The organism is Rossellomorea pakistanensis (assembly GCF_016908495.1).
Taxonomy (GTDB): domain Bacteria; phylum Bacillota; class Bacilli; order Bacillales; family Bacillaceae_B; genus Rossellomorea; species Rossellomorea pakistanensis.
Window position 1 is genome coordinate 1245542 of record NZ_JAFBDZ010000002.1, and the last position, 26248, is coordinate 1271789.

Here is a 26248-nt window from a genome sequence, read left to right on the forward strand (position 1 = left end):
GTTGGCATACTTCTTGCAAACAATATTTCTAAATGAACAAGGGGGAAAACAGATGAAAGAATTGTCAAAGAAACAGGTTCCATTTTCACTCGCACTTATTCCTTTGCTTGTTATGATCGTGATCATGGCAGTAACGATTGTCGTTTTTGAAGGAAGTCCACATATCCCGCTAATTGTTGGGACGATTGTAGCTTCACTGATTGCATGGAGATATGGTTATCAGTGGAAGGAGATTGAAGAAGGTGCTTACAAAGGAATCCGTTTAGCCCTTCCAGCTATTTTAATTATATTGATGGTTGGCTTAACCATCGGCTCTTGGATTGGCGGAGGAATTGTGGCAACTATGATTTATTATGGTTTAAAGCTCATTACTCCTTCCCTTTTTCTCGTAAGTATTTGTATTATTTGTGCGATTGTAACACTAGCTATCGGAAGTTCGTGGTCTACTATGGGAACAATAGGTGTTGCAGGCATGGGGATTGGCATTAGCATGGGGATTCCTGCTCCTATGGTTGCGGGTGCGATTATTTCTGGGTCTTATTTCGGGGATAAAATGTCTCCATTGTCAGACACGACGAATTTAGCTTCTGGGATCACGAATACCGATCTCTTCGAGCATATTAAGCATATGTTTTACACCACAATTCCTGCGTTAGTTATTGCACTTATTGTTTACTGGTTTATGGGAAAAAGATTTAGTGGATCTAGTATTAATAGTGAAAAGATTAGTGAAGTGATGGGTGTATTAGAAACTAGCTTTGTGATTTCACCTTGGCTCTTATTAGTCCCAGCAGCTGTCATACTGTTGGTCGCTAAAAAGGTTCCAGCCCTTCCTGCATTGACTGTAGGAGTGTTCCTTGGCTGGATTTGTCATATTTTTGTCCAAGGTGGCAATGTAGGGGATGCAGTGAATACACTTCAAGGTGGCTTTTCAATTGAATCAGGAAATGCATTAGTAGATGAATTATTTAATCGTGGTGGAATTGATGATATGATGTACACGATTTCACTAACCATTGTAGCAATGACCTTCGGTGGTGTCATGGAACAAACAGGTATGCTGAAAGCGATCGTAGACCAGATTTTAAAGCTCGCTCGAACGGCAAAAAGTCTGATTGTTACGACGATTGTTTCGGCATTCTTTACGAACGTTGCTGCCGCAGAACAATATATCTCCATTCTTTTACCAGGAAGAATGTATCCTGAAGCCTATAAGGATAAAAATTTACACAGCAAAAACCTGTCGAGAGCCTTAGAGGATGGAGGTACCGTTACCTCACCATTCGTTCCATGGAACACCTGTGCAGTCTTTATCATGTCAACACTAGCTGTTCATCCATTTGAATATGCTCCTTACGCAATTTTGAATTACTCAGTTCCGATCATAGCCATCTTCTTTGCGTTTATAGGCTATAAGATTCAATATTTAAAAGGTGGTCAAAAAGATACCACTAAACAGCAAAAAATTTCATAATGGAGGATAGGGGCTGAGATTATGTCGGTCCCTAATTTTTTTGCCAAAATGGGTGAGACTCATTAATTTGTCCGTTACGGCTATTTATTTGTCCAGAGGCGTCATTAATTCATCCGTTCTTTGCGGTTATTTGTCCGTCGATGACAATTTATTGACCGTTCGACAAAACACAACAATTTTCACAATGTAAAAAACATTTAATTCAACAATAAATCGATTCCTCATAAAAACAGACTCCAACAATGATGTTAGAGTCTGCTTATTGTTCAATCTGGTTTTTCAATCCCGTACTTACGGATCCTATATTGAAGATTTTGCCGGCTCATTCCGAGAGATTTTGCCGTCTTTGTAATATTAAAGTGATGGTGAATAAGGGCTTTTTGAATGTAATAAGTTTCGGCTTCATACATAAATTCATCAAGTGGCTTGATTTCTTTTTCCGTTTGGTAAAGTAAGTCTTCTACATTCGCATCGATTTCTGGATGTGACTTCTGTCTGAATTGGATCGGAAGGTGGTTATATTCAATAACTTCCTCGTATTCCATTAAGTTAAATGCTCCTTCTATCACGTGTTCTAGCTCTCGTACATTCCCAGGCCAATCATACTCTAGAAAAAGTTTCTTAACTTGCGAATCTAATGTCTTTATGTTCATCCCAAACAAGCTATTATATTTTTCTATAAAGAAGGCCGTTAGTTCTTGAATGTCGTCCTGTCTCGCTTTTAATGGAGGGATGAAAATCGAAACAACACTAAGTCGATAATAGAGGTCTTTTCTTAATCGGTTCTCGGAAATAGCATCAATAGGGTCTTCGTTAATAGTAGCAATGATCCGTACATCAATAGGGCGGTCTATTGTATCTCCAATTCTTCTGACTTTTTTTTCTTGAATGACCCTGAGTAGTTTGGCTTGAAGAGAGGGGTCTAGGGAATTAATTTCATCTAGTAATAATGTGCCCCCCTCTGCCTGTTCAAAAAGTCCAGGTCTTTCAATCGATCCGGTAAAAGCCCCTTTTTTAGTGCCGAATAATATTCCCTCAATCAATGTGTCAGGAAGTGCCGCACAATTCTGCGAAACAAAAGGCTTGGATGATCTTGGACTGTCGTTATGAATACTTTGAGCAAATAATTCTTTTCCTGTCCCTGTTTCTCCAATGATCAGAACAGACGAGGTTGTCCGGGTTGCTCTTTTACTCGTTTCAATTGCTTCTTGAAAAACAGGATCATTTCCGATGATATTATCAAAAGTATAAAGGGTGTCTTCTTTTTTAAATCTGTTTTCTCTAATTAACTTCTCAAGTTTTGTGACATCTCTCGCTATCTCCATAGCTCCAACGATGTTGTTTTCAATAATGATAGGAAAAGTATCATTTATGGTCGTTATTTCATGGCCGTTGATATTAAAGTAGGTCTGCTTCACGTTTAATCGAGATTCACCTGTCGTGAGGACCTTAAGTAAAGTACTTTCCTCATCTTTTTCAAATTGAAAAACCTCTAATAGGTTTTTATCTAGAACATCATCGACCTCCATGCCTTCAATTTCCATCATTTTTTGATTATAGATGATGGTTCTGCCTTCTTGATCGATGACGTGGACACCAGCATCAATGGCGTTGATCGTCTTTTCGTAGATTAACAATATCTTTTCGTGGTTTTGATTAATTTGCATACTACTCTCTCCTTGGTAGGAAGATAGAAAAATTTTTTTAAAAAAACACTTGAAAAACGCAACGTTCTTTTGCATTATTATATATGTAAGGGTTTTCTGATTGCAAACTTTTTTTGCATATAAGATTCTTACTATTTTAAACTTTTTTAAATCAGACTAAAACTAATATAGAGGAGGAAATCCACATGATTCCGTACAAACATGAGCCATTTACAGATTTTTCTAAAGAAGAAAATCAGAAAGCATTAAAAGAAGGCGTAAAGCTTGTAGAAAGCTATTTAGGTCAAGACTATCCATTAGTAATTGGTGGAGAACGTATTACTACAGAGGATAAAATTGTATCTGTTAACCCTGCAAATAAGGAAGAAGTAATTGGTCGCGTATCTAAAGCGAACCAAGAGCTTGCTGAAAAGGCGATGACAGAAGCTTACAATACGTTTGAGTCTTGGAGAAAAGTAAAACCTGAAACACGTGCGGATATTTTATTCCGAGCTTCGGCAATTGTTCGTCGTCGTAAGCATGAATTCTCAGCTATTCTTGTTAAAGAAGCGGGTAAACCTTGGAATGAAGCGGATGCAGATACGGCTGAAGCGATTGATTTCATGGAATACTATGCTCGTCAAATGCTTCGTATTAAAGAAGGCTTCCCTGTGGAAAGTCGTCCTGGTGAATATAACCAGTTCAACTACATTCCACTAGGTGTCGGAGTGGTTATTTCTCCATGGAACTTCGCGTTTGCTATTATGGCAGGAACAGCAGTAGCTGCGATTGTTTCTGGTAATACAGTACTATTAAAGCCAGCTTCAACTACACCAGTTGTAGCAGCGAAATTTATTGAAGTGTTAGAAGAAGCAGGTCTTCCAAAAGGTGTTATTAACTACGTACCAGGAAGCGGAGCGGAAGTTGGCGACTACTTAGTTGACCATCCAAAAACACGCTTCATCTCTTTCACAGGTTCTCGTGATGTAGGCGTTCGTATTTATGAGCGTGCGGCAAAAGTAAACCCAGGACAAAAATGGCTTAAGCGCGTAATCGCTGAAATGGGTGGGAAGGATACGATTGTTGTTGATAGTGAAGGAGATCTTGAACTGGCAGCACAATCAATCGTAGCCTCTGCATTTGGATTCTCTGGACAAAAATGTTCTGCATGTTCTCGTGCCGTAATTGTTGAGGATGTTTACGATCAAGTCTTAGCTCGTGCTGTTGAATTAACGAAAGAGCTTACTGTTGGTGATACGGTTGATGGAGATAAATTCATGGGCCCTGTTATTGACCAGGCGGCATTTGACAAAATCATGAGCTACATTGAAATCGGTCAAACAGAAGGAAAATTAATGGCAGGTGGAGAAGGAGATAGTTCAAAAGGGTTCTTCGTTAAGCCAACGATTTTTGCAGATGTTGATCCAGAAGCGCGTTTAATGAAGGAAGAAATCTTTGGACCAGTTGTTGCTTTCTCAAAAGCAAAAGATTTCGACCATGCTCTCGAAATTGCAAATAATACAGATTACGGTTTAACAGGTGCTGTTATCACAAATAATCGTGCGAAAATTGAGCAAGCACGTGAAGATTTCCACGTTGGTAACCTTTACTTCAACCGTGGTTGTACAGGTGCGATTGTTGGATACCAACCATTCGGCGGATTCAACATGTCAGGTACTGACTCGAAAGCGGGCGGACCAGATTACCTATTGCTTCACATGCAAGCAAAAACAACATCTGAAATGCTTTAATAATTGATAAGGAGGAGGCTGTCCCAAAAATAAGGTGTCAGGAACCACAACTTCAATATATAGAAGAAGCTCTAAGGAATCTTCTGTATATAGACGAACATTGTGGTCCGTACCCCCTTTGGGACAGCCTCCATCCTTATATTTACCACTATGGAAGATGGAGGAGATTTAGTTGACAGTTAAAACGGATTCGATTATTGAACAAACAGAACGATTTGGTGCGAAAAACTATCACCCGCTACCAATTGTTATCGCAGAAGCTGATGGAGTCTGGGTAAAGGACCCTGAAGGAAACAAATACATGGATATGCTCAGCGCATACTCTGCTGTAAACCAAGGGCACAGACATCCTAAAATTATTCAAGCACTAAAAGATCAAGCGGATAAAGTAACATTAACTTCTCGTGCGTTCCATAATGATCAATTAGGTCCTTGGTACGAAAAGATTTGTAAGCTTACAAATAAAGAAATGGCGCTTCCAATGAACACAGGTGCTGAAGCGGTAGAAACCGCTATTAAAACTGCTCGTCGTTGGGCATACGATGTTAAAGGTGTAGAGGAGAACCAAGCTGAAATCATCGCATGTGAAGGAAACTTCCATGGTAGAACGATGACAGCAGTATCCCTATCTTCAGAAGAAGAGTACAAACGTGGATTTGGACCAATGCTGCCAGGGATCAGTTTAATTCCTTATGGTGACCTTGAAGCATTAAAAGAAAAAATTACTCCAAATACTGCTGCATTTTTGATTGAACCAATTCAAGGGGAAGCTGGAATTGTTATCCCTCCAGAAGGATTCTTAAAAGCAGCTTATGAACTATGTAAAGAAAATAACGTTCTATTTATTGCTGATGAAATCCAAGCTGGTCTAGCTCGATCTGGAAAAATGTTTGCTTGTGAATGGGAAGATGTAGATCCAGATATGTATATCTTAGGAAAAGCATTAGGTGGCGGAGTATTCCCAATTTCATGTGTCGTAGCAAATAAAGAAGTGTTAGGCGTATTCAATCCAGGATCTCACGGATCTACATTTGGCGGGAACCCAATGGCTTGTGCGGTATCTGTCGCTTCATTGGATGTCATTTTTGATGAAAACCTTGTCAATCGCTCACTAGAAATGGGAGAGTATTTCATGAGTAAATTACGTGAAATTAACAATCCTATGATTAAAGAGGTTCGTGGTAGAGGCTTGTTTATCGGAGTAGAGCTAACAGAACCTGCACGCAAATATTGTGAAGAGTTAAAGGCTGAAGGATTACTTTGTAAAGAGACGCACGATACGGTCATCCGTTTTGCGCCTCCACTAGTGATTAGCCAAGAAGAATTAGACTGGGCGATTGAACGAATTAAAAAAGTTCTTTCTTAATGAAGTGCAGCATATTTTGAAATGAACAAATTTGGTAGTATAGTTAAAAATCTTGAGGACGACACTGGTAGCTAGATAGCTCAGAAGTGAAAGTATATTTTTTCGTTCGAATCTCTATTTTGTGATAGATACTAGAGAAAAGCACGAAGAATATAAAAAATCGCTAAAAAGTGGTTTTCATTATAGTGATAAATTGTTACAATAACAACGTTTTAGATTACACAATAAAGAGGCGAATTTTAAAAATGGGAGAAAACCTAAACCTATTTACTTCTACTCAACATGTCATTAATGATGCACTTGCAAAACTTGGTTATACCGAAGAAATGTATGAACTACTGAAAGAACCGGTTCGAATGCTAACTGTAAGAATTCCTGTCCGTATGGATGATGGAAGCATCCAGGTATTTACAGGTTACCGTGCGCAACATAATGATGCTGTTGGTCCCACAAAAGGTGGAGTACGTTTCCATCCTGAAGTAGATGAGGAAGAAGTAAAGGCTTTATCAATGTGGATGAGTTTAAAATGTGGAATCGTTGATCTTCCATATGGAGGAGGAAAAGGCGGTATCATTTGTGATCCACGAACAATGTCTTTTGCAGAGCTTGAGAAACTAAGCCGCGGATACGTTCGTGCCATCAGTCAAATTGTTGGACCGACTAAGGATATCCCTGCACCAGATGTTTATACCAATTCCCAAATTATGGCTTGGATGATGGATGAATATAGTCGTTTACGTGAAAATGATTCTCCAGGATTCATCACGGGTAAACCGATTGTTCTTGGTGGTTCACAAGGTCGTGAGAAAGCAACAGCCCAAGGTGTTACCATTTGTATAGAAGAAGCGGCAAAGAAGAGAAATATTAATATTAAAGGTGCTCGTGTTGTTATCCAAGGATTTGGAAATGCTGGTAGTTTCCTTGCTAAATTCATGCATGATGCTGGAGCAAAAGTCGTTGCCATTTCAGATGCGCACGGTGCACTGTATGACGAGAATGGCTTAGATATAGACTACCTATTAGATCGCCGAGATAGCTTTGGAACTGTTACTACTTTATTTGAAAACACGATTTCGAACAAAGAGCTCCTTGAATTAGAATGTGATATTCTAGTTCCTGCAGCGATTTCAAACCAAATTACATCAGAGAATGCTCACAATATTAAAGCGGCTATTGTGGTAGAAGCAGCAAATGGCCCGACAACATTTGAAGCTACAAAAATTCTATCTGAACGTGGAATCCTGCTAGTTCCAGATGTGTTAGCTAGTGCTGGTGGAGTAACCGTATCTTATTTCGAGTGGGTTCAAAATAACCAAGGTTATTATTGGTCTGAAGAAGAAGTAAATGAAAAGCTTCACGCAAAATTAGTTTCAGCTTTTAATAATGTATATGAAACATCGGAAAATCGCCGAGTAAATATGCGTTTGGCTGCCTATATGGTAGGGGCAAGAAAAATGGCTGAAGCGTCTCGTTTTAGAGGATGGGTTTAACTAGTAAATACGTTATAAATTATTCATAAAGACTTATTCCAGATGATATACTATTCATCAGGAATAAGTCTTTTTTATACATAACGTTCTTAAAGGGGGAAATTCTATGTCTGAGAGTGAAAAAGTGCCTGTACAGTCACTATCCACAGTCAAAGAACAAGTTCGCAAGCAAAAAATGTTTTATAAAACAGGGGCAACGAGACCTTTAGAATATAGAGTTGCCATGTTAAATAAACTCGCTACTCTCATTCGGGAGAATGAGGAGAAAATCTTGATTGCATTAAAAAGCGACCTAAATAAGTCCAACCAGGAAGCTTATACAACAGAAGTCGGAATCCTGCTAGAAGAAATACGCTATACAATTAAACACCTTGAAAAGTGGATGAAGCCTGAAAAAGTGAAAACAGCGAAAACGCATATAGGATCCAAAGGTTATAAAATTGCCGAGCCTTACGGGGTGGCCTTAATCATTGCACCTTGGAATTACCCCTTTCAACTAGCCCTTTCGCCGTTAATAGGAGCTATTGCCGCTGGAAATACGGCTATCATCAAACCATCTGAATTAACTCCACACACCTCCCAATTATTAGCCCAGATGATTCAAGATTCATTCGATTCGCAGTGTTTACATGTTATGGAGGGTGGGGTTGAAACAACTCAGAATTTATTAAAACAGTCTTTTGACTATATTTTCTTTACAGGAAGTGTACCTGTAGGAAAGATTGTTATGGAGGCGGCATCCAAACAGCTGATTCCTATTACGTTAGAATTAGGTGGGAAAAGCCCCTGTATCGTTGATGAATCAGCAAATATCTCTTTAGCTGCAAAGAGAATAGCCTTTGGGAAATTAATCAACTCTGGTCAAACTTGTATTGCTCCAGACTATCTATTTATCCATAAAAAGGTTAAGAGTCTATTTTTGGAGGAATTTAAAAAGGTTGTAACTGAATTTTATGGTCAAGATCCAATTGGTAACGAAGCCTACGGGCGGATCGTAAACCATAAACATTTTGAATGTTTGAAGAACTATCTTGGTGATGGAAAAATCCTCTTTGGAGGCAATTTAAATGAGCGGGAATTAAAAGTAGAGCCAACCATTATGGAACCTAGAAGTTCTAATGTTCCTGTCATGCAAGAAGAAATTTTTGGTCCGATATTGCCTTTACTTGATTTTGAAGACCTTCAGGAAGTGATTGACTATGTCACAGAGCGTCCGAAGCCACTAGCCCTTTATGTGTTTACAACGAGCGAAGACATTGAAGAAAAAGTGAACTCAACGATCTCCTTTGGGGGCGGATGCGTTAATGACACATTAATGCACATCGCTACACCATACCTTCCATTTGGTGGAGTAGGAGAAAGTGGAATTGGGAGTTACCATGGTAAGTCCAGCTTTTCGACCTTCTCCCATTATAAGAGTGTATTAAAGCAAACGAATAAATTTGATTTCCATTTTCGCTATCCTAATGCTAAAAATGGGATGAAAATAATGAAGAAGTTAATGAAGTAGTTGGGGAATGGGATACAACAGATTGAGGGTATATGACGAGTGGGCTACAGTGTGAGCTTTGGGAATTAAACAAAGTTAAGAATGGTGTCAAGACTCACAACTGAATTTAATTTATTTAAATGAAAACCTTAATTTTGAATAACAATATATCGACCAATCAACATAATATTTAGCACGCCTTTTCCAATCAGAAACTTAATGAAAAAGCTCATCAACAAGATGACTCGTCAATGAGCTTTTTAATAATTATCGAGTTGGTCTTGCTTCAGGTTCTCGATCTACTTCCTCTGTTGGTTTAAATAGTAGCCCAAGGTTGATTAATCCTGCGATTCCGACTAAACCATAAATCAATCGAGCTAATGCGCTGTTTTGGCCACCAAAGATAGCTGCTACAAGATCAAATTGGAAAAATCCGATTAGTCCCCAGTTTATTGCTCCAATAATAGTAAGAACCAAGGCAATACGTTGAATAGCACTCATGATGTACTCCTCCTTATAATATGGTTCATTTATAGATTGTTACAATAGTCCGGAATTATACATTGGCGAAAAAGAATTTTGCTGTGCATTATCTTTGCAAATAAGGAATGGTATATCCGATAATGAAGTAGAGCTACATTTCAAAAATCCATAAGGAGGTTATATTGAATGAATAGCTTTACATTTTATAATCCGACTAAATTAATTTTTGGGAAAGACCAATTAGAACAATTAACCGATTTGATTCCCGAATATGGGAGTAGAGTATTACTTGTTTATGGTGGAGGAAGTATAAAGCGAAATGGACTTTACGACAAGGTCGTTACATATTTGAATAAAATAGACGTGGAATTTACTGAACTATCTGGAGTAGAGCCGAATCCTCGAATTTCAACTGTCCGCAAGGGAGTAGAGATTTGTAGACAAGAGAATGTTGATTTTATTTTAGCGGTTGGTGGGGGAAGTGTTATTGACTGTACGAAAGCCATTGCAGCGGGAGCAAAATATGAAGGTGATGCTTGGGATCTCGTTATCAAAAAAGTGATTGCGGAAGAGGCAATACCATTTGGTACTGTCTTAACCCTTGCAGCAACAGGGTCCGAAATGAATTCAGGATCAGTTATTACGAATTGGGAGACGAATGAAAAGTATGGTTGGGGAAGTCCGGTTACATTTCCGAAGTTCTCCATCCTAGATCCTGAAAATACGTTTACCGTACCAAAGGATCAAACGATTTATGGAATGGTCGATATGATGACCCATGTTTTCGAACAATATTTCCATAATGCAGACAACACACCACTGCAGGATCGCATGTGTGAATCTGTTTTAAAAACTGTTATAGAAACGGCCCCTAAGCTATTGAATGATCTTGAAAATTATGAGTTAAGAGAAACCATTCTTTATTCAGGAACCATTGCTTTAAACGGAATGTTGCAAATGGGCTATCGCGGGGACTGGGCATCACATAATATTGAACACGCTGTATCTGCTGTGTATGATATCCCACATGCTGGAGGCCTTGCCATTCTATTCCCGAATTGGATGAAGCATAACTTAAAAGTAAATCCATCTCGCTTTGCACAATTGGCGAAAAGAGTATTTAATGTAAATCCAGCAGGTAAATCCAATGAAGAGGTTGGGTTAGAAGGAATTGAAAAGCTCCGAGAATTCTGGTCAAGTCTTGGTGCACCAGTCACATTAAAAGACTACAATATCGACGATAGAAAGCTTGAGGTTATGGCTGATAAAGCAATGGTCAACGGAGAATTCGGGAACTTTAATCCCCTAAAGAAAGAGGATGTTCTCTCAATCTTACGTGCATCTTTATAAAAAGCAGGGGGCTGTCTGATAAGTCAATTTTTCTACTAGCAGACAGCTCCTTTTTGATTTTTGAAATATGGTAATGATCAACTTTTCGATTTAATGCACGGAAACGACTAGTAATTGTACGAGATCAAATTTATGCATATGTTAATAAATCAAAAAAGAAAGCAGGAACCGTAACTTTAATAGATAGAAGAAACCCTCAGAAGCATCTTCATTTTTATGGCAAGGCACAATAAAGCGGAATTGTACCAAATAAAATTGTTCTAGAATTCAAATTCCTCTAAATCCTCAGATTCCCCAAACAACATCATCTACAACTTTTTCTCCAATATAATCTTGGGTTCCCCTTGTTTATCAGTATAGGTGCCGATGACGTCAAATCCTGATTTCAGGTTTAAGATTAACATGTTTTTCCATTTGTTTTTTGTTTTTGTTTGAATGGTCTCATATCCATGTTTCATGCACCATTCATGCTGGTGTTTCATTAAATGAGAGGCGATACCCTGTCCCCGATAGGAAGGGTGAACTCCTCCTAGCCAGCTATAAAAATGACCAATTTTTCGATCGTATCCAATTTTAAAGCCAATAACCTTTTCAGAATCTATTGCTAAGTTAATTAAAGGATTTTTCTTCTCTTCCATGGAATCAAAAAAGTCACCATCGTTTTGAAATATTTCTTGATATAAGATTGTTGTCTTCTTTTGCCATGATATTGGAAGGTTGGAAAGGGTAAATGTCAAGTATTCCACAATGTTCACCTCAGTTTGTTAAATTTTTTTATATTGGACACGCTTACATAGAGGAAGCTTTCTTGATAATATTTGCAGCTTTCGATAAAGTGGTAAATGGATAAACTATTTTAACGGAGGATTACACTATGACACACGTTCGTTTTGATTATTCTAAAGCTCTTTCTTTTTTTGGCGAACATGAAATTACATATTTGAGTGATGCTGTAAAAGTGGCGCATCACTCACTACATGAACAGACAGGTGCAGGGAGTGACTTTTTAGGTTGGATTGACCTCCCTGTTCAATATGACAAAGAAGAATTTACTCGTATTCAAAAGTCTGCAGAGAAAGTAAAGAATGATTCTGATGTACTTTTAGTCATTGGTATTGGCGGTTCATACTTAGGGGCTCGTGCAGCTATTGAAATGCTTAATCACAGCTTTTATAATGCCTTACCATCTGAAAAACGTCAAACACCACAAGTTCTATTTGTAGGAAACAATATTAGTTCGACGTATATGAAGGATTTAATGGATCTTCTTGAAGGGAAAGACTTCTCGATTAATGTGATTTCGAAATCGGGTACTACTACAGAACCTGCCATTGCATTCCGTATTTTCCGTAAGCTGCTGGAAGAGAAATATGGAGTCGAAGAAGCAAGGAAGCGTATCTATGCAACAACAGATAAAGCAAAAGGTGCTTTAAAAACTCTTGCGACAGACGAAGGCTATGAATCTTTTGTTGTTCCTGATGATGTGGGAGGCCGTTATTCCGTTCTTACTGCTGTTGGGTTACTACCGATTGCTGTAAGTGGTGTTGATATCCATTCCATGATGAACGGTGCTGCAGAAGCACGTGAAGATTTCAGCAAGTCTGAGCTTGAAGAAAATATAGCCTATCAATATGCTGCTGTTCGAAATGTTCTTTACAATAAAGGAAAAACAATTGAAATGCTGATCAATTATGAGCCAGGACTTCAATATTTTGCTGAGTGGTGGAAGCAGCTGTTTGGTGAAAGTGAAGGGAAAGACCAAAAAGGAATTTTCCCTTCGTCTGCAAACTTCTCAACAGACCTCCATTCACTAGGTCAATACGTTCAGGAAGGTCGTCGAGACTTGTTTGAAACGGTCATTAAAGTTTCCGAGCCTCGTCATGAATTGACTCTTGAAAAAGCAGAAAGTGATCTTGACGGCTTGAACTATTTAGCTGGTGAAACCGTTGATTTTGTTAATAACAAAGCTTTTGAAGGAACATTATTAGCCCATACTGATGGTGGAGTTCCTAACTTAATTGTGGAGATACCGAAAATGGATGCTTTCACGTTTGGGTATCTTGTGTATTTCTTTGAGAAAGCTTGTGCAATGAGCGGATATTTACTAGGAGTGAATCCATTCGACCAACCAGGAGTAGAAGCCTATAAAGTGAACATGTTTGCTCTACTTGGTAAACCTGGATTTGAAGAGAAAAAGAAAGAACTTGAAAAACGCTTGAAATAATTATTAAAGGAGCAGGCTCTCTGCTCCTTTTCTTTACATGATTTTTTTCTCCTTAGATAAAACTATAAGTATCTGAAAGGAGATGGAATCATGATTAAATTATCTTCTAAAATTGAAGGGCAACATTATCAGCTCTATAAACTAGAACAGTTATTAAAGCCACTGGGGTACTCAATTGGCGGCGGATGGGAATATGACCATGGTTATTTTGATTATAAAATAGACGATGAAGTCGGATATCAATATTTGCGTATTCCTTTTCAATCGATTGACGGTCAGCTCGATTCACGTGGCGCAACTGTTCAGTTGGGAAAACCATTTTTGCTCTCTCATAAATACCAGATCGGAGTAGATGACTATGCATCTGCTGGCGCCATGTCTGGTACGTTTAATCAGTTTCAAGAACCACAAGATCCAGACGCCACTGTATCTGAAGAATATGTTCACACGGGCCAGGAGCTTGTGAAAGAATTGGAAAACGTGTTAGCAACTAATTAGAAATAACAAGAAGTTCATCATCTTCATGGATGACTGTTCCTAAAGGAGGGTTCACGCCTGTGAACTCTCCTTTTTTAATCCCTAATAAAATAATGTTTTTCTCAAGTAAAAAAGCACTTAGCTCTTGGAAACTTTTTCCGCACCATTCTGGTGATGTTGAAATCAGCTTTAAATTATTTCCCCTTAAATGGTTTAATAGCTTCAAAATTGTTTTTGACATTCCTTGAGAAATGATGCTATTCATCACAACATAGCTTGTTTGTTTATTCGATTGAATAATTTCATCTGCTCCAGCTCGACTTGCATTAGCAACTTGCTCCTTTGTTAAAATTTCAACCACACAGTAGAGGTTGGGCTGCATACCTTTCATAGCTAAAAGAGTCAGAATCGAATTCATATCAGCATGTTCTTCATTTTGATTCTGATCTGAAGTAATGATTCCCTTTGAGGCATGATGAATATTAGCTTGTTTCAATACTTTATCATTATAGGCCTTGCCCTTTATAAAATGGACATGATGATTCTTATAAGGGTTTTCTTTTAAAGTATCATCAATTAAGATTACGAAGCATTGACGGTCTAATGAAATTAACTGATCAATAATTTCTCTTGAGCGTTCATTCCAGCCGATAATAATGATATGATCTTTGCCACTATAGGTAGCTTTTCCTTCTAGAAAAGCATTTTGTGTTGTAACAGCAGTAGAAGCCAATGTAATGAAATAGGTGGATAAAAATCCTGCCCCAGCTAGAATAAGCAAAATTCCGATGACTCTCCCTTCAGTAGAGCTTGGGTAAAGATCACCATAACCAACAGTTGAAGCGGTAATGATTGCCCACCACACTCCATCAAAAATAGTGGGGAAGGTCCTCGGTTCGACCATATGAGCGGCAGCTCCAAATGTTAAGATTAGAAATAAGGCGATTATTAAAATTCGAAAGACTAATGGCCATTGTAAAAAGCGATGATAAATATGTACCAAATCAATCGTTCCTTTCAGCAATTCTCTTATCATTATCACCGAAATATTGGGAATACATAACCAAAAAGTGGCTGACTTTGAAAGTCAACCACTTTCTTCGTTATTGAATTTTAATGGATTCTATAGATTTAAAAGAATTTAAGTCGTAAGCACTAACGGCATTGTTCGAAATGGTATACAATTGATTATCGATATAGAGAATTCGTTGAATTTGATCCTCCCAGTTCTCTGCCTTTTCTTCATCATTTATTAGCTTTGCTTTTTGTACGATTCCATTTTCAGGCGAAATTTCGTATATTAGTGCTCCTTGACCAGCGAATTCCTGATCAAACGGCCCTTTTTTTCCATCCTGATAAATTGAAACAGGAAAAGCAAATAAGTCCTTTTCTGGATGGTGCATTAGAGCTTTGTGATTATGAAGAAGCTCTGAATGGGTACCTTGACCTCCAATGATTTCCATATCTGCTTCCTTTGGGTTGTTGAAATCAGTAATGTCAAACAACGAAATTTTCATTCCACCTCTCATCACAATCGGTTCTTCGCTTTTGCCATTAGGATCTTTGACTGTCCTAGTATCCTGACCAAAGCCTATGATATGATTTTCATCGTATGGATGTAAATACGTACTAAAGCCAGGAATTTTCAACTCTCCAAGTACTTTAGGGTTTGATGGGTTTGCGGTATCTATGACAAAGAGCGGATCGACTTGCTTAAAGGTAACAATATAAGCTCGATCACCCATAAATCGAACAGAATAAATTCTTTCACCACGAGCTAAATTTTCAACTTCCCCAACTTGTTTCATATTTTTATCTAAAATATAAAGGTTATTAGCAGAAGGCTTATCATCATTCCACATTTCCCCTTGGGTTGTCGCGACTCTAAAATACCCTTCATGTTCATCCATTGAAAACTGATTGAGTACTGTTCCAGGAACTTCACCCATCGAGGCAAATTGAACATCAAGATTATTTACATTAAACTTATATATCTCTGTATTCGGCGGAGACCACTCTCCATTATTCTCGTAAAAATATTTACTCACTGCAATATACAAATGATCCTCGGACATATAGATTTGCTCGCCGCTTCCGAGATAGGATTCTACATGCATTTCCGAGTTAGGTTTATTTAAATCTAAACTTCCAAACATGGTAAAGTTTTTCTCTTGTGATTGCGGCATGTATTTGATTTTATCAATATCTAGTCTAGTTGGTTCTTCATTTGCTAGTGAATCCATAATTCTAGGTCGTAAATCAATATCTTCATTTTGTTCAAGCATCAAGTGGTTTGGATAATGGTTAGAAATTAAATAAACCTGTGAATCAATCATCCTAGATGTTACATAATGCCCTTCCATTCCAATTTCTCTTAACAACTTCGGCTTCTGTTTATTTGAAATGTCATAAATATACCCTGTGGTCATCCCATCTATCGGCATAATCATATTCTTTGTCCTGGGAAGGTTATCTTGATAAGATTCCCAACTGTTTCCGATAACGAGTAGTGTATTTTCATGGATAAACAAATGCATGGGACTGAAATTTTGCTTGAATTCGGTTTGTGAGGCAATTTCTAGATTCTCAGCGGGAGCTGCTTTTGTTATGATCAATTTCCCATCAGTCATATGATAGATATACTTTCCGTCTGTCTTTACCCGATCTCCTTCATCTACACCTTGAACTTGATTGTTTGTTCCAGAGAACTCTGCTGCGGTCGATTTCTCTTGACTAAGAGTGGCGGAATTTGCTGATTCTGGTGTCCCATTGCTGTCAGAACGTTCTTCCGTTTTGCCCAGAAGAGATGGACGATTCTTTTCTTCCTTAAGAGCAGTAAGGAAATACTTTTTTAAATGTTCTTTCGACTTCACGGTTGGAAGAGATGGAACAACGGCAAATTCAATATTTTTATCCCTTCTAATGGACAATCCCCATGTTGATTTTACAGATGAACCCAAATGAAGTGTAAAATACTCAGGATCGAGTGAATATCCATCCTTTGGAGGATGAATCTTGAGGTGTTTCCCATCCTTACTTAAATCAAGTGTCACGGGTACTTTTTTCCCGTTGTTATCTGTTACATAAACATTCTCTTTATTGACCGAATCTTTATCCATACTAGTTGAAAATTGCAAGTCCCATGACTTATTGGAAAGGACAACAGACCGTTCATCCAATGGAATCCCAGCACTAACCGACGGCTTTTGAAAAAAGAAGAAAAGGCCAAAGCAAATAAGTGCAACCACAGCAATACAACTATAAATCAATGAGTACTTTTTCAATTTTTTCACTCCCTTTCCATATTCTCTAACAATAACTTGTTCTTATTGGAGTAGACGAAGTAGGAAAAAGAAGGTTACAAAAACATTAAAATTAATTAAAAATATTGCAATAATTGTAGAAAATAGTATAATAATCTTTGTCGGAAAAATATTATCCTGGGGCATTAGCTCAGCTGGGAGAGCGCTACACTGGCAGTGTAGAGGTCAGCGGTTCGAGCCCGCTATGCTCCATACATAACTTTATTTTAATGTTTCAATCTGTTGGTAAACTATTTTAGGCTATCTTACACATAAGAACCACTTTTCTTTTGAGTACTAACTTAAGAGGAAGTGGCTTTTTTTGTTTAAAGGATAATAAGGTGAGAGGAACCCATTTCGTAAAACAGTTTGATGTTTTTTGAGTGAAAGTTCTGTAATATAGTAGAAAATGATGTGAATACACGGGGATGATGGATAGTGTTGGACCAATTAAGATATATTGATGGAATTACGATTATTGATACATCAGGAACCATCTTATTTACAGTTAAATTTAATCCAAGGTTTCATGCTGAAATTGATGATAACGAGAAGATTATCGGCCAAAATCTTTTTTCTGCTTTCCCTATGCTTGATGAACAGTCAAGCACCCTTTTTAATGTAATGAAGACGGGGAAACCGATTTATCGTGCAAAACAAAAGATAGTCGATTTCAGAGGGGTTGAAAATGAAACCACAAATGTTTCATTACCAATCAAGGCCCATGGGAAAACGATTGGTTCGATTGAACTTTCAAAAGATATAAGTGATGATAACCGTTTACTAGGTTCGGTTATAGAAATTGATTCAAGTTCATTTAATAGTAAACAATTAAAAGCGAAGATTCAGCCGGAGAGAGCTGTCTATTTTTTGGAAGATATCGTCACTATTGATGAAGAAATGAATCAATTAAAGGAATCTGTAAGGAAGTTTGCCAAAGGGGATTCTTCTGTTTTTATCAATGGAGAAACAGGAACGGGCAAAGAATTATTTGCACATGCCATTCACAATGAGAGTGATCGATCAACTCAACCATTTATTACTCAGAATTGTGCTGCACTTCCAGAAAGTTTAATCGAAAGTATTCTGTTTGGCACAAAAAAGGGAAGCTTTACTGGGGCTGAGGATAATCCTGGCTTGTTTGAATTGGCTGATGGGGGTACTCTTTTCCTTGATGAGATCAATTCGATGCCGATTCACCTTCAGGCTAAACTTTTAAGAGTATTGGAAGATCGTTGTGTTCGCAGACTAGGGGACACAAAAGTAAGAGCAATTGATGTTCGTATCATTTCTGCAACTAACGTGCATCCGGCACAGTGTGTAAGAGATGGAAAGCTGCGTCAAGATCTTTACTACCGTCTTGGGGTCATGACATTGGCAATTCCTCCTTTACGTGAAAGGAGAGAGGATATACGACTATTGGTTGAATATTTTGTTAGTAAGTTTAATAAAAGCCATAAAAAGAACATTGCTCATATTTCAAGAGATTCACTTGAGTTTTTACTGAGTTATGATTGGCCAGGAAATGTCAGGGAGCTTGAAAATGTCATCGAATATTCTATAAATCTAGCTGATGCATGTGATGATACATTACAATATCATCATTTAGAAAAACAAATAAAGCATCTAATGGGTGTACAACAAACGTTTTCCTCTACGAAAATAAAGCCATTAAAAGATGAGATTGCGAATTTAGAAAAAGCAAGAATTGAGCAGGCCATTATTCTAACAAATGGGAATGTATCAAAAGCGGCTAGGTTGCTTGAAATCCCTAGACAAACATTACAAAATAAAATGATCCATTATGGAATAAACAATAGCTGAACTAAATCTATCTAGTAGGTGCCCATATCTTAACACCTGATTGCCCGTTTTATATCACTTTTGATTTTCTAAACTATTTTTTGGAAGGCAAAAATCCTTTTGTAAGGGGTTTTGCCTGCTTTTTTTATTTATTGTTCCTCCTATATTTTAAGTTGGCATGAGTTTTGCATATAAGCTTATAAGCTATTGAAAGTAGGGGGATAAAATGAAAATAGGAATTTTAAAAGAAGTAAAGGATGGAGAATCACGTGTTGTTTTAACACCAACTGAGGTGAAGGTATTGTCACGTAATGGCCATTCAGTTTTGGTGGAAAAAAATGCGGGGTTAAATGCAGGGTTTCCTGACCAATTATATCTAGAGGCAGGAGCAGAGATTACACAGCTAGCAAAAGATATTTTTGAGCAGTCTGATATGGTGGTGAAAGTGAAGGAAATTAGTCCGAAAGAATATGCTCTTCTTCAGCCTGGTCAAATTCTTTTTTCCTGTCTCCATCCGGCGGCTAATAAAGAAGAGGTGGATGTGTTGTTAGAAAAGAAAGTAGTGGCTATAACAGCAGAAGATACTCATCGTTTTGGATCACCTAATTGTGAAGTAGCCGGAAAGCTTGGAGCCTTAATGGGAATACAGTACCTTCTTTCTACAAACGGTGGATTGGGAAAATTAGTAGGGGGGGTAGGTGGAGTCCCCGGAATACAGGCTTTAGTGTTAGGAGGAGGCATCGTTGGGAAAAGTGCGGTGGACGTTCTTGCTTCATTGAGAGCTCAGGTGAGATTACTAGACATTAATATCGGAGTATTAAGAGAAGCCCAGTTTCTTTTTCCGAAGAATGTTACGACTGGTTTTTCAAATCAAGAAACGATTAAAGAAATCTTGCCTAATGTGGACCTTGTCATCAATTGTGTAAAGTGGCCGAAACAACGAGCAGACCATCTGATTACTAGAGAAATGCTTTGCATGATGCAAAAGGGATCGGTCATTGTTGATATTAGTGCAGACGTTGGTGGGGCAATTGAAACCTATCGCCCAACGACGTTTAATGAACCAGTTTATACGGTGGATGGTGTTATCCATTTTGGAGTAGATAATATACCAGGTGCTGTTCCCAACACTGCATCGATTGCATATGCCGCCTCGGTTTTCCCGCATATCCATTCTATTGCCAATAATGGGGTTGAAAAAGCATTGATTGATGATGAATATCTTAGAAAAGGGCTTACTGCCTTTAAAGGGGTGTTAACCCATGAAGAAACAGGCAACATTCAAGAGCGCCAATGGGTGAAACCAGAAGAGTTGTTGAATTAAATTTTATTTTTGGGGAGGGATGAACATGGATTTAGGTATTCTATCACTTGTTCCCGCAGCGGTTGCAATTATTCTAGCATTTGTAACTAGAAATACAGTCTTCTCGCTTGCTGTCGCATGTTTTATCGGGGTGCTTCTAGCTGGACAAGGATTATTAGGATTTCCTAACTTGCTGAAAGATGCATTAGGTACCACTAGCTTTTCATGGATCTTTTTACTTGAACTTTTTATCGGGGTTTTAATTGCCTTTTTTCAAAGAACCGGAGCGATTCAGCATTTTACGTTAATCATGGAGCGTAAGAATTTGAGTCGTGTCAAGACACAGCTAGTTTCCTGGTTTTTAGGAATGTTCGTGTTCTTTAGCGACTATTTCAGTCCGTTATTTGTAGGGTCCACAATGCGAAATTTGTCAGATAAAGCGAAAATTTCAAGAGAAAAGTTGTCATATATAGCGGATTCGACTTCAGCACCTGTCAGCGTCATGGTTCCAATAACTGGTTGGGCCGTGTATATTTCAGGGTTATTGGTCGGTATGGGTGCGATTACAAGCCCTGATATGGCGATGGGAGTGTTTGTTCAAGCAATACCTTTTAACTTCTATGCCTTACTATCAGTTCTTTTTGTAGGGTTAATTGCAATGAAAGTCATCCCTGATTTTGGACCGATGAAGAAAGCGGAGGAACGAGCATTGAAGGAAGGAAAAGTTCTTCGCGACGGAGCTGAACCGTTAATGGGAGAGGAATTGACAGAAACTCCACCTTTTGAAGGAATAAAGCCTAATGTCTTCTTAAACTTTTTCTTGCCTGTTTTGATTGTGATCTCTATCGCAGTTGGGACATTCATAGTGTTAGATTCAGCGAAAACGATGGAAGCCTTTTTGACTGCATCTGTCATTTTAGGAATCATTATGCGAATACAGGGCATCCCTTTTAATGATATTATGAAAACAGCAACTGCCGGGATGAAAGGTGTATTACCTGCCATTATTATCTTAGCGTTTGCCTATGCATTGAATAAATTAACCGAAGACATTGGAACAGCCGATTATATTGTTTCGGTCAGCGAAAATTGGTTAACTCCTAGTCTACTTCCAGTAATTACCTTTATAATCGCGGCGATTATTGCTTTTGCAACAGGTTCTTCTTGGGGAACTTTTGCCATAGTTATGCCTTTAGCAATCCCCCTTGTCTTTAACTATACAGGGGATGAAGTAACGACTCTTGTTTTAGCTACAATAGCAGCCGTTGGAGGTGGAGGTGTGTTTGGAGATCATTGTTCTCCTTTATCAGATACGACAGTACTAGCTTCAACCGGTGCAGCATCCGATCACATGGATCATGTAAAGACACAGATTCCGTATGCGTTAACTGTAGCTGCTATTGCTTGTGTTTTTTATCTGATTGTTGGGATAGTATTTGTTTAAAAAGTAAAAAAACTCATCGATTGAGAAAACTTAATTTTAGAGTGTATTAATAGAAAATATAATTATGGAACTACCGGGTACCAAAAAGGTTAAAGGGACATCTAATGAAAAATGATGCCCTTTTTTTATGAGACTAGAACAAAAAGAAGCTAATAAATAGGCAAATGAGTTTCTAGCCTGTTTCCGACTGTTGCCTTTTTCTATTCCTAAAAAAAGCGATTACAAGAAGTAACAATGGGATGATTACATGAAAAGGAATAAATAAAATAAAGGGCGAAAAGCTTTAACCCTTCTTTAATATGTTCAGGAAAATTGCTTGCAATGGTCATTGACAAAATGAGTATTACGATCCCTAGGGGGTACGAAAGCTTTGATGGTTCTTTCACTTAGAATAAGCTAGCTGTACCGATAACGACTGCATAGAAATAAAGGCCGATTTTATGATCAGGGCAAACATAAAGAATACGTCAAGTCGATCAGTCCTTTTCAAGTAATGGAAAAACCCGAAATTTTTTTGTTTTACTTTCTTATTTTCTACTGTTTATTAAAGCTATAGTACAGTCCTATAAAAAAAGAAAAGGAAAAACCGCAAAAAGTTCTTGAGTTTTTCGAAAGGGATAATGGATAGAATTAGGCGGGCAACTACCTATTAAGTAGGGGGGGTATTAAAGAGAAACTTCCGGCTTCTAAGTGAGCAAAATTTCATATTTTAGTCAATATATTTTAAAGGGAAATGATCATTAAAACTAAGAATAAAAAAACTCTTCTTCTTTTCAAACTTAGCCAAACCTAAGAGAATTCATTTTTAGGTAATTAACGTTATTCCGGTTTATTTTTATCTTTTTCATTACTCATCACTTTAATAAAGCTTTTAAATTGATCTTTAGATATCCCTGATAGCATGGCTTTTTTTACCAAGGAATTAAATTCTTTCCTTCTCCTTATATCTTTCAAATGAGTCAACCCCTTTCTTTGTGAGTGAATTATTAAATGATTCGAATAATAGAAGTGATTTATAGGGGGGAATAACTAAAATATTATTTAGAGTAATTCGTTGTCAAAAATATGTATATCTAAGTCTATTTATAAAATAATTATTTTAGTGATTGACAACGTTTTCACTCTCATGTAAATTTGTAGTACAAGTTAACAAACGGGGCTAGAGACTATAGAGACCTGCACTACATTAGCACTTTTCGTTAAGAGAAGTGTCTTCTGAAGTGCGGTTTTTTTGTTTTTAGGTACGTTGTAAATTTGATAAAATTTATCTATTTAAAGGAGTGAGAGTTTAATTTGGCTCAAAAGGAAGAACTAGAATGTATAAAATTGTTCTATGTTTCAAAACAAGATGATTATATTCTTTTTTCCAAGTAGAGAATTTTCTAATTTATATCGGGAGGACATGTATGCTTAAAATGTTTAGTCCAGCGCCGCCTATTGAAAGGTTGCCGGAAAATAGGATTGATTCAGAATATAAGAAGTTAAGATTCCAAGTCTTTATGGGAATTTTTATTGGTTATGCCGCTTATTATTTAATACGGAAAAACTTCTCATTAGCTATACCTTATTTAACCGAACAAGGTTTTTCTAAAGGTGAATTAGGTTTAGCTCTCTCGGCTATATCCATTGCATACGGAATTAGTAAGTTTGTAATGGGGACAGTTTCGGACAGAAGTAATGCCAGATACTTCTTGGCAGCAGGGTTAATATTATCAGCTGTCATTAATTTAGCAATGGGACTTATACCTTTTTTTACTTCTTCAATTGCGATTATGTTCGTTATGCTATTCTTAAATGGATGGGTTCAAGGGATGGGCTGGCCGCCTTCAGGGCGTACGCTTGTTCACTGGTTTAGTGTCAGTGAAAGAGGTGGAAAGACAGCGATTTGGAACGTTGCCCATAATGTAGGGGGAGGGCTAATGGCACCTTTAGCCATAATGGGTGTTTCTGTTGTCTCTACTTATTTTGGAGCAGCATATGTAGGGTATGAAGGGATCTTCATTTTACCGGCATTAGTGGCCATTGTAGTTGCTGTAGTGGCCTTCCTATTGATGCGTGATACCCCTCAATCTGTTGGGCTACCACCGATCGAGGAGTATCGAAATGACTACCCAAGTAAATCCAAGAAGACGTTTGAAACAGAACTAACTACGAAAGAAATTTTATTTAAATATGTTTTGAATAATAAGTGGGTTTGGGCGATAGCTATTGCAAACGTATTTGTTTATTTCGTAAGGTATGGAGTATTGGATTGGGCTCCGACTTACTTAAGTGAAGAAAAAGGGTTCAATATGGAAGAATCAAGTATCGCCTATTTCTTATACGAGTGGGCCGGGATACCAGGTACTCTCTTATGTGGATATATTTCAGATAAAGTATTCAAAGGGCGTCGTGGTCCTGCAGGTGTAGTGTTTATGGCGGGTGTGTTAGTCGCTGTTGTAGTTTATTGGTTAAATCCTGCAGGTAATCCGATGATTGATAATTTAGCGTTAATTGCAATTGGATTTTTAATCTATGGACCTGTTATGTTAATAGGATTGCAAGCACTCGATTTTGTTCCGAAGAAGGCAGCTGGTACTGCAGCTGGACTTACTGGGTTATTTGGTTATTTAGGTGGAGCTGTGATGGCCAATGCTTTACTTGGTTACATTGTCCAATACGCAAGCTGGGATGCAGGCTTTATGTTATTGACTGGTTCCTGTGTACTTGCAACTGTATTGTTTGCCATCACCTGGAATGTAAGAGGTCAAGAAGTAGTTAAGCATTAGATTTACCAATTTACATGATTACTTTTCTATTTTTAGTAGAACGATCTTGATTTAACCTTTATTTGGTTAAATCGAGGTGGTTCTTTTTTTGTTTGTTATCCATCTCTTTAATAATGAACTTATCTTTAATTATATGGAGAGAACTTAACCATCCATTAATGAAAACATTTTCATTCATTTGTAGTGGATAATGAAAACAATTAAGAAAAGGGAAAATGGTATTGTAAGCGGTTTATATACGACTTAACATAAAATTAGAGTAAGACTTTGAAACGATTTCAAATGAAAAAGAATTCTCAAGGAATTATATATTGGGGGGATTATGATGAAAAAGGCATTTGAGAAAGCACAGCAATTCGGTAAATCATTTATGCTTCCCATTGCTGTTTTACCTGCTGCCGGATTACTTTTAGGAATAGGGGGAGCACTTTCAAACCCTAATACAATAAAGGCATATTCATTTTTAGACATTGGATGGCTACAGGCTATCTTTATGATTATGAGCTCTGCGGGGAGTATCGTGTTTGCTAACTTGCCCATTATCTTTGCGGTAGGAGTTGCCGTGGGTCTTGCCCGTTCGGATAAAGGTACGGCTGGTCTCGCGGCTATGATTGGTTTCTTTGTGATGAATTCTACTATCAGCGCATTACTCAGTATTACAGGCAACCTCGCTAAAGAGAACCTAGCTGGGGCTGGGCAGGGAATGGCTGTTGGGATTCAGACTCTTGAAACAGGTGTATTCGGAGGAATTCTGGTTGGGATTACAGCAGCACTTTTACACAATAAGTATAACAAAATTAATCTTCCACAAGTATTAGGGTTCTTTGGCGGTTCTCGATTCATCCCCATTGTGGTATCCTTTGCTTCCATATTCTTAGGGGCGGCTCTATTTATCATTTGGCCGTACTTCCAGGAGTTGATCAACCAATTAGGAGCCATTGTAACTAGTACAGGTACGATAGGAACTTTCTTCTTTGGATTTATCTTAAGGATGCTTGGTCCATTAGGATTACACCACATCTTTTACCTGCCATTTTGGCAAACTGCTCTAGGAGGTTCAATGGAGATTGCTGGACACCTTGTAAATGGTACTCAGAATATCTTCTTTGCCCAACTAGCTGATCCAAGTACTACCCAATATTATGAGGGTGTGTCAAGGTTTATGAGCGGCCGTTTTATCACAATGATGTTTGGTTTACCTGGAGCTGCCCTTGCCATCTATCATTGTGCGAAACCTAAGAATAGAAAAGTTGTCGGTGGATTACTTATTTCAGCAGCATTAACATCTTTTTTAACTGGGATTACTGAACCACTCGAATTTAGCTTTCTGTTCGTTGCGCCTGTTTTATATATTGTTCATGCATTCTTCGACGGTTTGGCGTTCATGATGGCGGATATCTTTAACATTACGATTGGGCAAACCTTTTCTGGAGGACTTATAGATTTCATTTTATTCGGAATTCTGCAAGGCAATGATAAGACAAATTGGATCTATGTCTTGATGATAGGGATTCCATGGTTTTTCGTCTACTACTTTACGTTTAAATTCTTAATTAAGAAAAAGAATTACAAGGTTCTCGGTCGTGAAGATGATGAACAATCTGTTAAACAAGTTACAGCTTCAGAAAGAGCTAAAATGATTGTACAAGGTTTAGGAGGAAAAGAAAATATTGATGTCGTCGATTGTTGTGCAACGCGACTTCGAGTAACTGTGTTAGATGAAATGAAGGTTGAGGAAGATCCTATAAAACAAACGGGGTCAAAAGGGATTGTGAAGAGCGGTAAAGGTATTCAAATTATTTACGGTCCTCAAGTTACCATTATTAAAAGTGAGATTGAAGAGTACATGGAAGGGTAATGAATAGAATCGCTTAAGGA

20 protein-coding genes and 1 tRNA gene are annotated in these 26248 nt (G+C 37.8%); 15 read left to right on the top strand and 6 right to left on the bottom strand.

Annotated elements, in window-relative coordinates:
- Positions 1 to 52 precede the first annotated feature (52 nt).
- On the top strand, positions 53 to 1474 hold the full coding sequence (nhaC, locus tag JOC86_RS13675; RefSeq protein ID WP_205173415.1) for a Na+/H+ antiporter NhaC: 1422 nt from the start codon (positions 53 to 55) through the stop codon (positions 1472 to 1474).
- A 266-nt stretch (positions 1475 to 1740) separates the two neighbouring features.
- Here nhaC and JOC86_RS13680 read toward each other — a convergent pair whose 3' ends face one another.
- Positions 1741 to 3141 (bottom strand): sigma-54 interaction domain-containing protein, encoded by a 1401-nt coding sequence (locus JOC86_RS13680; protein ID WP_239587555.1) that lies wholly within the window; start codon positions 3139 to 3141, stop codon positions 1741 to 1743.
- Between the two features lie 185 nt (positions 3142 to 3326).
- On the opposite strand from JOC86_RS13680, the gene pruA reads away from it, so the two are divergent.
- The 4 genes from pruA to JOC86_RS13700 all read left to right on the top strand — a co-directional run bounded on the left by pruA (position 3327) and on the right by JOC86_RS13700 (position 9237).
- Positions 3327 to 4871, top strand: a complete 1545-nt coding sequence (gene pruA / locus JOC86_RS13685) for an L-glutamate gamma-semialdehyde dehydrogenase (RefSeq protein ID WP_205173416.1) — start codon at positions 3327 to 3329, stop codon at positions 4869 to 4871.
- Positions 4872 to 5043: 172 nt separating this feature from the next.
- Complete coding sequence (locus JOC86_RS13690) at positions 5044 to 6237, top strand: ornithine--oxo-acid transaminase (protein WP_205173417.1); 1194 nt, start codon at positions 5044 to 5046, stop codon at positions 6235 to 6237.
- Between the two features lie 245 nt (positions 6238 to 6482).
- Positions 6483 to 7727, top strand: a complete 1245-nt coding sequence (locus JOC86_RS13695) for a Glu/Leu/Phe/Val family dehydrogenase (protein WP_205173418.1) — start codon at positions 6483 to 6485, stop codon at positions 7725 to 7727.
- A gap of 106 nt (positions 7728 to 7833) precedes the next feature.
- Positions 7834 to 9237, top strand: a complete 1404-nt coding sequence (locus JOC86_RS13700) for an aldehyde dehydrogenase (protein WP_205173419.1) — start codon at positions 7834 to 7836, stop codon at positions 9235 to 9237.
- 246 nt (positions 9238 to 9483) lie between these two features.
- On the opposite strand, the gene JOC86_RS13705 is transcribed toward JOC86_RS13700, so the two are convergent.
- Positions 9484 to 9717 carry a DUF378 domain-containing protein gene (locus JOC86_RS13705; RefSeq protein ID WP_205173420.1) on the bottom strand — a complete coding sequence of 78 codons (234 nt, stop codon included), beginning with the start codon at positions 9715 to 9717 and terminating at the stop codon, positions 9484 to 9486.
- A gap of 168 nt (positions 9718 to 9885) precedes the next feature.
- Here JOC86_RS13705 and JOC86_RS13710 point away from each other — a divergent pair, with 168 nt between their 5' ends.
- Positions 9886 to 11049, top strand: coding sequence for an iron-containing alcohol dehydrogenase (locus tag JOC86_RS13710; protein WP_205173421.1), 1164 nt, complete (start codon positions 9886 to 9888; stop codon positions 11047 to 11049).
- Between the two features lie 308 nt (positions 11050 to 11357).
- On the opposite strand, the gene JOC86_RS13715 is transcribed toward JOC86_RS13710, so the two are convergent.
- Entirely contained in the window at positions 11358 to 11795 is a 438-nt protein-coding gene (locus tag JOC86_RS13715; RefSeq protein ID WP_338021748.1) for a GNAT family N-acetyltransferase, read from the bottom strand.
- A gap of 128 nt (positions 11796 to 11923) precedes the next feature.
- Here JOC86_RS13715 and JOC86_RS13720 point away from each other — a divergent pair, with 128 nt between their 5' ends.
- Together JOC86_RS13720 and JOC86_RS13725 are read left to right on the top strand one after the other, a co-directional pair.
- Positions 11924 to 13273, top strand: coding sequence for a glucose-6-phosphate isomerase (locus JOC86_RS13720; protein ID WP_205173422.1), 1350 nt, complete (start codon positions 11924 to 11926; stop codon positions 13271 to 13273).
- Positions 13274 to 13363: 90 nt separating this feature from the next.
- The gene (locus JOC86_RS13725) at positions 13364 to 13771 is read left to right on the top strand and encodes a YugN-like family protein (protein ID WP_205173424.1); all 408 of its coding nucleotides are present in this window, start codon (positions 13364 to 13366) and stop codon (positions 13769 to 13771) included.
- Here the strand turns inward: JOC86_RS13725 and JOC86_RS13730 are convergent.
- Positions 13764 to 14786, bottom strand: coding sequence for a potassium channel family protein (locus JOC86_RS13730; protein ID WP_205173425.1), 1023 nt, complete (start codon positions 14784 to 14786; stop codon positions 13764 to 13766). The genes JOC86_RS13725 and JOC86_RS13730 overlap by 8 nt on opposite strands.
- Before the next feature lie 67 nt (positions 14787 to 14853).
- Positions 14854 to 17034, bottom strand: coding sequence for a beta-propeller domain-containing protein (locus tag JOC86_RS13735; protein WP_205173426.1), 2181 nt, complete (start codon positions 17032 to 17034; stop codon positions 14854 to 14856).
- Between the two features lie 158 nt (positions 17035 to 17192).
- Between JOC86_RS13735 and JOC86_RS13740 the strand changes: the two genes are divergently transcribed.
- The 5 genes from JOC86_RS13740 to JOC86_RS25390 all read left to right on the top strand — a co-directional run bounded on the left by JOC86_RS13740 (position 17193) and on the right by JOC86_RS25390 (position 22158).
- Positions 17193 to 17265 (top strand) — tRNA-Ala (locus JOC86_RS13740).
- Positions 17266 to 17490: 225 nt separating this feature from the next.
- Complete coding sequence (locus tag JOC86_RS13745; RefSeq protein WP_338021749.1) at positions 17491 to 18876, top strand: sigma-54 interaction domain-containing protein; 1386 nt, start codon at positions 17491 to 17493, stop codon at positions 18874 to 18876.
- Between the two features lie 205 nt (positions 18877 to 19081).
- Positions 19082 to 20179: an alanine dehydrogenase gene (locus JOC86_RS13750; RefSeq protein WP_205173427.1), complete on the top strand. Its 1098-nt coding sequence runs from the start codon at positions 19082 to 19084 to the stop codon at positions 20177 to 20179.
- Between the two features lie 25 nt (positions 20180 to 20204).
- Positions 20205 to 21602, top strand: a complete 1398-nt coding sequence (locus JOC86_RS13755) for a Na+/H+ antiporter NhaC family protein (RefSeq protein ID WP_205173428.1) — start codon at positions 20205 to 20207, stop codon at positions 21600 to 21602.
- A 493-nt stretch (positions 21603 to 22095) separates the two neighbouring features.
- The gene (locus tag JOC86_RS25390; RefSeq protein ID WP_472925692.1) at positions 22096 to 22158 is read left to right on the top strand and encodes a hypothetical protein; all 63 of its coding nucleotides are present in this window, start codon (positions 22096 to 22098) and stop codon (positions 22156 to 22158) included.
- Between the two features lie 263 nt (positions 22159 to 22421).
- On the opposite strand, the gene JOC86_RS25025 is transcribed toward JOC86_RS25390, so the two are convergent.
- A complete protein-coding gene (locus JOC86_RS25025; RefSeq protein ID WP_275583401.1) occupies positions 22422 to 22556 on the bottom strand; it encodes a hypothetical protein in 135 nt (44 codons plus the stop codon).
- 452 nt (positions 22557 to 23008) lie between these two features.
- On the opposite strand from JOC86_RS25025, the gene glpT reads away from it, so the two are divergent.
- Complete coding sequence (gene glpT / locus JOC86_RS13760) at positions 23009 to 24370, top strand: glycerol-3-phosphate transporter (protein WP_205173429.1); 1362 nt, start codon at positions 23009 to 23011, stop codon at positions 24368 to 24370.
- Between the two features lie 325 nt (positions 24371 to 24695).
- The gene (locus tag JOC86_RS13765; RefSeq protein WP_205173430.1) at positions 24696 to 26228 is read left to right on the top strand and encodes a PTS transporter subunit EIIC; all 1533 of its coding nucleotides are present in this window, start codon (positions 24696 to 24698) and stop codon (positions 26226 to 26228) included.
- The last annotated feature ends 20 nt before the right edge of the window (positions 26229 to 26248 follow it).